General features: G+C 32.9%; 7 protein-coding genes. 4 read left to right on the top strand and 3 right to left on the bottom strand.

The window, feature by feature from the left end:
* Positions 1–165: 165 nt before the first annotated feature.
* The gene (locus OXU93_RS00945) at positions 166–1137 is read left to right on the top strand and encodes a glycosyltransferase family 2 protein (protein WP_267383968.1); all 972 of its coding nucleotides are present in this window, start codon (positions 166–168) and stop codon (positions 1135–1137) included.
* Between the two features lie 20 nt (positions 1138–1157).
* Positions 1158–2162 carry a glycosyltransferase family 2 protein gene (locus OXU93_RS00940; protein ID WP_267383967.1) on the top strand — a complete coding sequence of 335 codons (1005 nt, stop codon included), beginning with the start codon at positions 1158–1160 and terminating at the stop codon, positions 2160–2162.
* Positions 2163–3007: 845 nt separating this feature from the next.
* Here OXU93_RS00940 and OXU93_RS00935 read toward each other — a convergent pair.
* Positions 3008–3724 carry an NnrU family protein gene (locus tag OXU93_RS00935; protein ID WP_267383966.1) on the bottom strand — a complete coding sequence of 239 codons (717 nt, stop codon included), beginning with the start codon at positions 3722–3724 and terminating at the stop codon, positions 3008–3010.
* Between the two features lie 187 nt (positions 3725–3911).
* Here OXU93_RS00935 and OXU93_RS00930 point away from each other — a divergent pair, with 187 nt between their 5' ends.
* A complete protein-coding gene (locus OXU93_RS00930) occupies positions 3912–4907 on the top strand; it encodes a LysR family transcriptional regulator (RefSeq protein ID WP_267383965.1) in 996 nt (331 codons plus the stop codon).
* Between the two features lie 15 nt (positions 4908–4922).
* On the opposite strand, the gene OXU93_RS00925 is transcribed toward OXU93_RS00930, so the two are convergent.
* Both OXU93_RS00925 and OXU93_RS00920 read right to left on the bottom strand, forming a co-directional pair.
* The gene (locus tag OXU93_RS00925) at positions 4923–6461 is read right to left on the bottom strand and encodes a bifunctional pantoate--beta-alanine ligase/(d)CMP kinase (RefSeq protein ID WP_267383964.1); all 1539 of its coding nucleotides are present in this window, start codon (positions 6459–6461) and stop codon (positions 4923–4925) included.
* Between the two features lie 168 nt (positions 6462–6629).
* Positions 6630–7586, bottom strand: coding sequence for a septal ring lytic transglycosylase RlpA family protein (locus tag OXU93_RS00920; protein WP_267383963.1), 957 nt, complete (start codon positions 7584–7586; stop codon positions 6630–6632).
* A 1819-nt stretch (positions 7587–9405) separates the two neighbouring features.
* On the opposite strand from OXU93_RS00920, the gene ileS reads away from it, so the two are divergent.
* The gene (ileS, locus tag OXU93_RS00915) at positions 9406–12285 is read left to right on the top strand and encodes an isoleucine--tRNA ligase (protein WP_267383962.1); all 2880 of its coding nucleotides are present in this window, start codon (positions 9406–9408) and stop codon (positions 12283–12285) included.
* Positions 12286–12474: the final 189 nt, after the last annotated feature.

Below are 12474 nucleotides of genomic sequence, written 5' to 3'. Positions count from 1 at the left end.
TTGTGTGGTTAACAAACTGTTAGATTAGATATTCTTTTTTGTACAAAACTAAAAGAATATTTAATAAAAAATTTAGTAGTAGTTCTGATTATATGAATTTTAAAAATGGAACTTAAATCAAAAGGGAAACTATACTTACACATAAGTTAATAACTTATAAACATTATGTTAGATCACAGCATTCAACCACAAAAATTTTCTTTAACCAGTCACCAAATTGCTGTTTTAATTCCCTGTCGTAATGAAGAATTAACAATTGCTCAAGTAGTGAAGCAGTTCCGTCAAGAATTGCCAGAAGCGGCGATCTATGTTTACGATAATAGGTCTACTGATAATACTGTGGAACAAGCTCACGCTGCTGAAGCCATTATTCGTTGTGAACCTCAACCAGGTAAAGGGAATGTTATTAGACGGATGTTTGCTGATGTTGAGGCAGACATTTATATATTAGTCGATGGAGATAATACCTATGAAGTTTCTGCTATTGGGGGACTCATCGAACAACTGATTACAAACCATCTTGACATGATAGTGGGGGCACGTCGTTCCACAGTTGAAGATAAAGAGGCTTATCGTTTAGGCCATCGTGGAGGAAATCTTTTTTTAACGGGTGTGGTAAGGTTGCTATTTGGTGCTCAACTCAAGGATATGTTATCAGGGTATCGTGTTTTTTCCCGACGTTTTGTTAAATCATTTCCAGCCTTATCAAGTGGATTTGAAATCGAGACTGAATTTACTGTACATGCTTTAGAATTAAAAATTCCTTTTGCTGAAGAATATACATTGTATGGGTCCAGACCACCAGGTTCAGAAAGTAAATTGAAAACTTTTACGGATGGTTGGAGGGTTTTAGGGACGGCTATTCTTCTATTCAAAGAAGCACGACCATTTTTGTTTTTTGGAGTAGTTTTTATTATTCTTGCTGTAATATCAATTCTTTTAGGGGTACCTATTTTTGGGGAATATTTGACAACAGGGTTGGTTCCTCGATTTCCCACCGCAATTTTAGCAGCTTCTATGATGTTGCTGGCGTTCTTGAGCTTAACTTGTGGCATGATTCTGGACTCGGTTGCCAGAGGTCGTCGTGAAGTAAAACGAATGGCATATTTATCTCATTCATTACTAGAACTGAATTAATTTTCACCTAAGCAATCCAGATGAAACCTGTATCTGCACCCGAGACTTTAACTTTTGATGATAAATTTCCGATTCCTGAAATTTCAATTATAATTCCTGTTTTTAATGAGGAGGAAAGTATTGAACAGTTAATTGAAAGAATTGTTGTAATCTTAGTAGAATGTAATCTCACTTATGAAATCATCTGCATTGATGATGGTTCTCAAGACAACTCTCCTCACATCTTAAGAGGATTAAGTCTAAGATTTAAAAATTTTAAAGCAATTATTTTTCGTCGCAATTATGGACAAACACCAGCTATGGCAGCCGGTTTTAAATATGCAAAAGGAAAAATAATCATAACCTTAGACGGGGATCTACAAAATGATCCTATCGATATTCCTAGATTGATTAATAAATTAAGTCAAGGTTATGATCTGGTTAATGGTTGGCGAAAAAATAGACAAGATAACACGCTAACTCGTCTGCTTCCTTCTAAGATTGCTAATTGGATTATTGGTAAAGTAACAGGAGTAAATCTTCATGATTATGGATGTTCTTTAAAAGCCTATCGTTCAGAGTTGGTCGCTGATATGAATCTATACGGTGAATTACATCGATTTTTGCCTGCTTTAGCTTATATTGAAGGAGCAAAAATTACGGAGATGCCCGTTTCCCATCATCCTCGTCGTTACGGTAAAAGTAAATATGGACTAGGGCGAACTTTTCGAGTTGTTATGGATTTACTAACAGTTTTCTTTATTAAGAGATATTTAACTCGCCCTATGCATGTTTTTGGATTATTTGGATTTGGTTCAACTATTTTAGGTTTAATATTAGGGAGTTATCTAATCGTTATAAAATTAGCATTAGGGCAAAGTATTGGTCATCGCCCTTTATTAATTTTAGCAGTATTATTGGTGTTAACTGGTGTGCAATTGCTGAGTTTTGGATTACTAGCCGAGTTAGTGATGCGAACTTATCATGAATCTCAAAAACGTCCTATCTATCGAGTAAGAGAAATTATCGGCAGCCATCAAGACTAACCATTTTATAATAAAATTATAAACATATAAATAATTTAAAAACTTTATTTTTATTCAAAATTAATTAATAAATAAAAATTAAATATTATGTTAGGTAGTTTATATTTATAAAGATCTCTTAGCGTGGGATTATAACTATATAATTTTTTAAAAGTTTGTCCAAAAAAATCAATTTCATCCCAATTAAATTGTAAATTACTTCTGGTTACAGTAAACTATCTAAATTGTATTTATTAAAGTACAAGAAATATTTTTAAAACATGCAAATAAATAATATTCTCATCAAAATTTTGAAATATAAGATTATTTTTACCACGCTTGATTGTTAAGCTATATCTTAAATCGGTGGTTAACTTAATAAGTTTAAGACTTATTAAGATATAACTATACTAAGCCATAAGACTATGGTAACTGTAGTAACTACAGTAGCTTATCCAAATTTTTCAATAGAAGAGATAAGTATAAACCAGTAAATTTTTCTTAATATTGAAATATTTACTTTAACCAAAATGAATGAGTAAAAAATTAAATTTCATAAAATACGTCCTTCCTCTTTAGTAGGTATTACTAGCGAGTAAAATAATAAAAATTTAATTATATTTTATGCTAGGTATCTTCTCTTCTCTAGAAAGAGATATCTGAATTATAATATCCTAAAAATACCTGAATAATAAATCGCTTTTTTTGAAAAATTTATTTAACCAATATAATTTTTCAAAAAGTTAAGTTTTATAAATTAAATTCTGTTTATTCTTTAAAATATATATATAGAATTTTTTTTAAATTTTTATTGTTATTGATTATTTAAAGCTAATTTTCTAAAATTAGCTTTAAATAATCAATAATCACCAATTAATTTGAGAAGTCGTTTGTATTAACCAGGGATGCCCCCACCATAATAACCAAACAAAAATAATAATTCCTAGGTAACCTAGTTTAAAAAACTCCTGTAGTTTAAGAGTTTGGCTACCTTTAATAATAGCTAAAAAGGGTATGATAGAAGTACGTTTTTTGACATTAATAAAAGCTTCTCCATGAAGTTTTTCAAAGCGATGGTCTCCATGCAACACAGCAAATAAGTGATAAGTAATCAACCCTAATGATGTCACTAAAGCAAAGCTGGTTCCTAGCCATAGGGTATGAGCAATACACCAAATTACTTGACCCACCATTTGAGGATGGCGACAAATTCGAAGAATACCCGTTTCATAAAGATGAAATTGCGGTTTAGTGATCGCCGCAATTTCTAGAAAATTAAAAGTAGCTGGATATAGAAATAAAAAAGATATAGCACTAAATATCCAAACAATAACTTTACTTCCCTTATATCCTTGAAATTGCCATAAAATCAAGCCATCATAACGATGATTGAAAAAGTAGACAATCAAAATTGTCGCTAGGGGAATACTAGCCAAAGCAAATATAATACGATACAATCTCGGTCCAACTTGATTTTCTCCCCAGGGTCGCAATGCTACTAATCCACTATGGATAATGGCAAACTCTAAGAGTAGTCCTAAAATAATTCCATGACTCGGTGTTAACCAGGTTGGTAAAATCATTAGTTTTTCTGTTTTTGGTTTGAAAAATTAGTCAAGTTTAAGATCTTTATCAAAACCATCCTAAAAGATTTTGATCCCCATCGTATGTTACTGTCGTTTTCAGTAGAGATAGGTGTCCTTTGTTAAGGCGTATCTCGTCATCAAAGTTAAGTTAATGGTTAACTTCTTGCCTTTTTTTAAAAAACTTATGGTAGATATTCCCTTTACATTAGATCAACTTCGTATTCTCAAAGCTATTGCCTCTGAGGGGAGTTTTAAACGGGCGGCAGATACATTATACGTTTCTCAACCTGCGGTGAGTCTTCAAGTTCAAAATTTAGAAAGACAACTAAATGTTCCTTTATTTGATCGAGGTGGACGTAAAGCACAATTGACAGAGGCTGGACATCTTCTGCTATCTTATGGTGAAAAAATCATCACTTTATGCCAAGAGACTTGTCGAGTCCTTGAAGATCTACAAAATATTCAAGGAGGAACTCTAACTGTAGGGGCGTCCCAGACCATAGGAACTTATCTTCTGCCTAGAATGATTGGTTTGTTTCACCGAAAATACCCTGATGTCTCGGTACAACTCCAGGTCCATTCAACCAGACGGACTTCTTGGGGGGTAGCAAACGGACAGGTAGACTTAGCGATTATTGGAGGAGAGGTTCCAACTGAACTCCAAGACATCTTAAAAGTTCGTCCTTATGCTAAAGATAAATTGACATTAATTCTACCGGTTTCCCATCCTTTAACTAAAGTGGAAACGATTCACAAAGAAGATTTATACCGTCTTGATTTTATTAGTTTGGATTCCCAATCCACAATTCGTAAAGTAATAGATAAGGTGTTAACTCGCTGTGATATCGATACCAAACGTCTCAAAATCGAAATGGAACTTAACTCGATTGAAGCCATAAAAAATGCAGTTCAAGCAGGATTGGGTGTCGCGTTTGTCTCTATTACAGCTGTTAAAAAAGAATTGGAAATGAAAGAACTTCATGTTGGACATATTAAAGATATAGAAGTCCAGCGAACTCTATCTGTGATCACCAACCCAACTCGTTATCGCTCAAAAGCAGCTGAAGCATTTATTACGGAGATACTACCAGAATTTTCTACCTGTAAAGAAGCTTTAGATCTTGAACCTATTCCAATTAATACTTCTAATTTGCTAAAAGAACCTGTGTCTAAAATATGACTCAGAGACAATTAATCAATATGAGACAATGTGATAATGATAAAAATGAATAATTTTATTAGTCACTTCTTCTATCGTCAGCCCTTCGGTATTAATGACAATAGCATCAACAGCTTGACGTAAAGGAGCAAGAGAGCGATGACTATCTTGATAATCTCTTTTTTTAATCTCTTGCTCAAGTTCTTCTAAAGTCGTTCTATTGTGTCCTTGAGCTTGAAATTCTTGCCAACGCCGTCTAGCGCGTTCAGCCACTGACGCTGTCAAAAAAATTTTAAGATCAGCATCAGGAAAAAGGTTAGTTCCAATATCCCGTCCTTCTGCAACTAATCCTCCTTTTTTTCCAAATTGTTGCTGATAACGTACTAGTTTATCTCGCACAACCCGTTGTGCAGAAACATGAGAGACTAAGGCGGTTACTTCGGGGGTACGAATTGCGTCGGTGATATCTTCCCCATTAATCTTAATACGAGGAAGTGTGCCGTCTGTTGTAGAGATAAATTCTAAGGTTGACTGAGAAACTAATTCCGCTATTGCCTCAGGAGCATCAAGGGAAACTTCTGAGTGTTTCACTAGCCAAGCAATTGCTCTATACATGGCTCCTGTGTCTAGGTAAAGTAAGTTCAAAGCTTTAGCTACTTGACGAGTAACGGTAGATTTTCCTGCACCAGCAGGTCCATCAATAGCAATAATAGGTTGACGCATTCGAAGAATAATATTATCAATTAAACGGGTTGAGCCAACATGAGCTGCGACTGCCAATAAGCCAGCATCTTTAATTCTATCTAGAGCAACTAAAGTATCAGGGTCTACTAGAGAAACATATTGTATGTTAACCCCAGAATTTGAACCTAATTCTTTCCTAACAATATAAAGTAGTCGTTTTGCCGTATGCTCCCCATCATCAAAAGCCTCTTGTCCCTTCTTGAGTCCTTTAAACAAAATTAGAGCTTGTTTTCGTTCTTCTTGGCTTAAATATTGATTACGGGAACTATAAGCAAGTCCTGACGGTTCTCTGACAATAGGGCAACCTTTGATCGTAACGGGTAAATTTAAGTCTCTAACTAACTTCTTGATGATTGCGAGTTGTTGAGCATCTTTTTCTCCAAAAAAAGCGACATCAGGAGTTACCATAATCAATAACTTTGTGACTATAGTAGTAACTCCTGAAAAATGTCCAGGGCGAAAGGCTCCGCATAAAGAGGAGCTCATTGATAGAGGTGGTATTACCGTAGTGATATGCTCCTGAAGATTATTCTTCATACCCATTTCTTGGTATGTGGGTGCAAATAATACCTTTACTCCTAATTTTCTACATAGTTGACAGTCCCGATCCCATTGTCGAGGATATAGTTCTAAATCATCATGGGATCCAAACTGGAGAGGATTGATAAAAATGCTGACTACTACGATATCAGTTTCAGCAACAGCACGACAAATTAGACTAATGTGGCCAGGATGTAAAGCTCCCATTGTGGGAACTAAACTTAAAGATTGCTCAACAGGTTTCTTTTTTAAGTAGGTACGTAACCCGACCACGGTTTTAAAAATACGCATCTTTAATTATTAAGTAGTCATGGATAGATTAGGAGGTACAAAAGGTAAAAGTAAAAGTCTACTGCGCCAAAGTCTATTATGCTTTGACTAGGGTCAAATACCTTAATTTGTATCGCTTAATTTATACTGTAGCGAATGGAAAAGTTTTTCCTCACTCATTATCGGTTATTATTTTAAACCTCCCAAAATTTCAATTTTTACTGGGGCTACACCACTTCCCATTAAGCCGATTACTCGAGCTGCTCCTTTTGACAAATCAATTATCCGTCCGTGGGCATAAGGACCACGATCATTGATACGAACGGTTATTGAACGACCATTATTGAGGTTAGTCACCCTAACTTTTGTGCCAAAAGGAAGATTTTTATGAGCTGCCGTTAAACCATTTTGATTGTATCGTTCTCCATTAGCAGTTAAGCGGCCGTGAAATCCTGGTCCATACCAAGATGCCATTCCTTTGCGTAGACTAATCACTTGTTCTTTAATTCCTGTCTTGACCTTTCCTGGAGTAGTTGAAGAGATATTAGCAATAGCATTTAATGGAAGCGCATTTCCCATCAAACGACGTAGACGATTTGTAGCTTGTAACGCGTCGGATGCCAAATTGTTGGTAGTATCGGACAGAATAGTTTTATCATCAATGATAACAAGTTCTTTATCACTCAACTTAATAGTATAGGATTTGTCTTTAATATTTGCACTAACAGTGATATTTTCAGAGTCAAATTGTTCATTATGACTCAATTCGTTTAAGCGTTCAGCAACAACTTTAGCCCGGTTGATAACATCGATGCTAGCTTGAACTTGTTGAGTATTTTGCCCATTTCTAATTTTAATAAGATCGGCTTTTGTCCCAATGAATGTAAGAACAGGTATTCCTCGTACTCTAAGCGTTACAACTAACTTAGATTCCCGCTGATGAGGATAAAGAGTAACGACTGAACTTTCATGGGAACTTTCTGTTGTTGTTGTCGTCCCTATCTTTGGAAGTTCTCTTTGTTCATTAATTTGATCTTTAAAATAAGATGCCATAGAGCCATTTAAGGAGCCGCATAAAAGCAATGGTGTGCCTAAAGCAGCCGTTAATACTGTAGTTACTAGTCTTTTCCAAGGTTTTTTAGTCATGAGTATTTTGTTAAGTGGATGGTGTAATTGCTCAAAAACCAGATAATTCAATGGATTTGTTTATGTATAATCCTTACAGAATTGCTTTAAACTTATTTAAACTGTTACACAGTAACACGAATTTTTTAGATAGTGTTTTCTGAAAAATCGGTTATGTAAATTTTTATCAACAAATCTTTGTGTTCAGGACCCAATTAATTATTACAGTCAACAATACTGAGCTGACTCAATATTGTTGATGAGCGTTATTGCTGAATAACTTAGCAATATAAGGATAGGACAGGATTTGAGCACTTAAATTAAATAATAATCTTTTTGTAGTATTATATATATATATATAGTAGTACAAAATGCAAAGATACATAATATGTTGGAGAGAATCTCTTTTGAATATCTAAAAAATTAAATCATTCCTGGATAGTTTAATTAGAATTTTCAATAAATGCATCAAAGGATTTTTAAAAGTAGATGTGTTTTAAATTACTTTTGATAATCATATAAAATAACAAAGATAGATATTACTTATGATTAAATATCGAATTTAAATAATTTTAATTAATAAATCATAACAAAAGCCCCAAATAGAAAGTAAGTAAATATATCAAAAATCATGAGTGTAAGTTAATTTTTATATAAATTTTACCTATATTTAAAATCTAAATTAACTTAATTATTTTACTTTATTTATGATTAATTTTTTAATAATTAATTAAGTTTTATAGATAAATTTTAAATCGATAAAAACCAGGAATTAACTATTGTTCTACTATCTAATAGTGGTCATTAAAAATGATGTACTTTTATGAATAGATTAAATCAAGAAAAATCATATTAATAGTATTTTACATTAATAGATTTAATTTAAAAAATAAAAGATATTATTTACGTTAAAAAAATTAATCTGTATTTAATGTAAAATACTATTACTATTACCCCATTTTAATAAAAATTATTTTTAATCAAAGTAGAGCAGCTCTGAGTTGTTTACAATTATCATTTAATATGATTGTTAGACAACCGCATTTAAGTTATTTGTAAAATATGTAAAATATAATGATAGATTAAACTAATACTTCTATATTTCAAAAAAATGGTCATATATTTCCGATTAATAAAATGAGTAAAAGTTCCCTAAAAAGCAAGAGACTAACTGCGATAAATTATTACTTATTTTCACTATAAATTATCTATCTAAATTGATAATCTATCTTGCAGTAAATCTTCATTCAAAGGATTACAAAAATAAGGCTTTGAATATTATTCAAAATAATGTAAATTAAAAATTTAATGACTATCCCAGGTCAAATAAACAACTTATTAATTTATATAAAGATAATGCAAGTTCAATAAAAATAGTTTTTTCTAGAAATTATATTTTTGATATTTATGAATATTTTTTTATTTTTACCTGAAATATCTACTGTACCGGCTATTTCCTTGATTGAACTTTTAAAATTTTGATCAATATACTTGAAATCAAAAAAATTATATTTCTTATTAGAATACCATAACTTATCTTGTACTACAAAACAATTGTCTAAAGTTTGGAAAAGTTTTGATATATCTTATTAATTTTTAAGTTAATTAGGAATCATTTATATATAAAATTAAATGACTATTTATTAAAATAAAACATCTATATTCTACTATGTAAAGAGACAATTACAAATTGGATAGATAGATTTTAATATAATTAAAAAGATTGGGTATTATAAGCATCCCCAGAACTTAAGGTATTAAGCTTGCATTAATATAGATGACTTTTTCTTTGTAATATCATTAAAGATAGTAACCTAATACAGAAGTTGTTATTACCACAGTGACAGAATACAAAAGCTACAAAAATACCGTCAATTTACCCCAGACTAACTTTAGTATGCGCGCTAATGCCGTAAAGCGTGAAATAGAATTGCAAACTTTTTGGTCAGAAAACCAAATTTATGAACAAATATCACTAAATAATCCAAAAGAATTATTTATTCTCCACGATGGGCCACCCTACGCCAATGGGTCTCTCCATATGGGTCATGCATTAAACAAAGTTCTTAAAGATATTATAAATAAATACAAGTTATTACAGGGTCATAAAATTTGCTATGTTCCAGGCTGGGATTGTCACGGACTCCCTATCGAATTAAAAGTCTTGCAAAGCATGAAATCTAAAGAACGGGAGAATTTAACTCCTCTTAAACTTCGCAGGGAAGCTCGTGATTTTGCCCTTAAAACCCAACAAAAACAAGCAGAAAGTTTTAAACGGTATGGCATTTGGGGGGATTGGAAAAACCCCTATTTAACCCTAACTCCTGAATATGAGAGCGCGCAAGTTGGAGTGTTTGGACAAATGGCACTTAAAGGTTATATATATCGGGGATTAAAACCTGTTCATTGGAGTCCTAGTTCTCGGACTGCGTTAGCTGAGGCAGAATTAGAATATCCTGAAGGACACACTTCCCAGAGTGTTTTTGCCGCATTTCCTATTACTAAATCTTCAAAAGCTGCTCAAGAGATTTTGAGTCCGTTTCTTTCCAATTTAGGGGTTGCAATTTGGACAACTACTCCTTGGACTCTTCCTGCTAACTTAGCTATTGCTCTTAATCCTAACTTAATTTATGCTATTGTCGAACCGACTTCTAATATTTGTAACTATCAATACCTCATTGTTGCAGATGATTTAGTGGAACGGTTATCAGAAACTTTTGGAACTCATCTAAAGGTTAAAGCTACTCTTCCAGGAAGTGTCTTGGAATATACTGTTTATCGTCATCCTTTGTATGATCGAGAAAGTAAAATTGTCATCGGTGGAGACTATGTTACTACAGACTCAGGGACAGGTTTAGTTCATACTGCGCCTGGTCACGGACAGGAGGACTATATTGTCGGTAAACGGTATGGTTTGGAAATTTTATCTCCAGTAGACGATCAAGGAAACTTTACGGAAGAAGCGGGGCAATTTGCAGGATTAAATGTTCTAAAAGATGCTAATAAAGCTATTGTTAATGAATTAAAAAATAAGGGATCTTTACTTAAAGAAGAACTGTATTTACATAAATATCCTTATGACTGGCGAACAAAAAAACCAACTATCTTTCGTGCTACAGAACAATGGTTTGCCTCAGTAGAAGGTTTTCGTAATGCTGCTTTAGAAGCAATAAAATCTGTTAACTGGATTCCACTGCAAGGGGAAAATCGCATTACAAATATGATAGGTGATCGTTCAGATTGGTGTATTTCCCGTCAGCGTAATTGGGGAGTTCCTATTCCTGTTTTTTATAACGAAGAAACTAACAAACCTTTATTGACAGAGGAAACTATTAGTCACATACAAGCTATTTTCTTAAAAAAAGGGTCTGATGCTTGGTGGGAACTTTCTATCGAAGAATTACTGCCAAATAAATATCGCAAAGACGCAAATAAATACCGCAGAGGAACTGATACAATGGACGTTTGGTTTGACTCTGGATCCTCCTGGGCAGCAGTAGCAAAACAACGGGGATCATTAAAGTATCCTGTAGATATTTATTTAGAAGGCAGCGATCAGCATAGAGGGTGGTTTCAATCAAGTTTATTAACTAGTGTTGCTGTTAATGGAATTGCTCCATATAAAACAGTATTGACTCATGGTTTTGTCTTAGATGAAAAAGGACATAAAATGAGTAAATCTTTAGGAAATGTTGTTGATCCATTTATAATAATAAATGGAGGAAAAGATAAGAAAAAAGATCCACCTTACGGCGCAGACGTACTACGTTTATGGGTATCATCTGTTGACTATTCTTCTGATGTACTGATTGGTCAAAATATTATAAAACAACTAGCAGATACTTATAGAAAAATACGTAATACAACTAGATTCTTACTAGGCAACTTAAATGATTTTGATCCAGAAACAAATACGGTTACTTACTTAGAGTTGCCTGAATTAGATAAATATATGCTACATCGCATTACTGATGTTTTTGCAGAGGTAACCGATGCGTTTGAAAAATTTCAGTTTTTCCGTTTCTTTCAAACAGTTCAGAATTTCTGTGTCGTAGATCTGTCTAATTTTTACTTAGATATTGCAAAAGACAGACTTTACATTTCTCATCCTGATGCTTTACGTCGTCGTAGTTGTCAAACAGTACTGAAAGTTATTCTAGAAAATTTGGCTAAAGCAATTGCTCCTGTATTATGTCACATGGCCGAAGATATTTGGCAATTTTTGCCATATAAGACTTTACATAAGTCTATTTTTCAGTCAGGGTGGATAAAGACAAAAGAACAGTGGAAACGTCCAGAATTAAAAGATTTCTGGGGAAAATTCTTGCTGATCCGTAGTGAGGTCAATCAAGTGATGGAACAAGCGAGAAGAGAGAAAATAGTAGGATCTTCTCTGGATGCCAAAATCTTGATTTATGTTTCAGATCAAGACTTAAAGAAACAGTTAATACTGTTTGACTCTAATAATAGAGCCATCAACAATCAAGTAGATGAATTGCGTTATTTATTTTTAGCTTCTCAAGTGGAATTAGTTAATAGTCTTGAAGATATTCAAAACACAGAGTATAAAAGTGAGTCTGAATTAGTGTCTGTTGGAATAATTAAGGCAGAAGGACAGAAATGTGATCGCTGCTGGAACTACTCAATAAAGGTAGGAGAATTTATTGATAATCCAACCATTTGTGAACGATGTAATGCTGCATTGGTAAGCAAATTTTAAAAAAATTTAAGGTGCGTTAATAACGTTAGCACACCTTATTTTTGTTAACAAAAATAATCAAGTATTTATGCATTTAAAAAATAAAATAATCTTACACAATTTTTATTAGAAAATTTTCTTAAAGTATTAAGGTAACAATTAAATAATGACGACTTATTTTCGTTGTTAAAATATACAATTAATATATTC

Source organism: Cyanobacterium sp. uoEpiScrs1 (genome assembly GCF_947331815.1).
Lineage (GTDB): Bacteria > Cyanobacteriota > Cyanobacteriia > Cyanobacteriales > Microcystaceae > Rippkaea.
This window is presented reverse-complemented; position numbering and strand designations above follow the sequence as displayed.

Coding starts and splice junctions, on each gene's coding strand:
- OXU93_RS00945 (WP_267383968.1), top strand. CDS start 166: ATGTTAGATCACAGCATTCAACCACAAAAATTTTCTTTAACCAGTCAC.
- OXU93_RS00940 (WP_267383967.1), top strand. CDS start 1,158: ATGAAACCTGTATCTGCACCCGAGACTTTAACTTTTGATGATAAATTT.
- OXU93_RS00935 (WP_267383966.1), bottom strand. CDS start 3,724: ATGATTTTACCAACCTGGTTAACACCGAGTCATGGAATTATTTTAGGA.
- OXU93_RS00930 (WP_267383965.1), top strand. CDS start 3,912: ATGGTAGATATTCCCTTTACATTAGATCAACTTCGTATTCTCAAAGCT.
- OXU93_RS00925 (WP_267383964.1), bottom strand. CDS start 6,461: ATGCGTATTTTTAAAACCGTGGTCGGGTTACGTACCTACTTAAAAAAG.
- OXU93_RS00920 (WP_267383963.1), bottom strand. CDS start 7,586: ATGACTAAAAAACCTTGGAAAAGACTAGTAACTACAGTATTAACGGCT.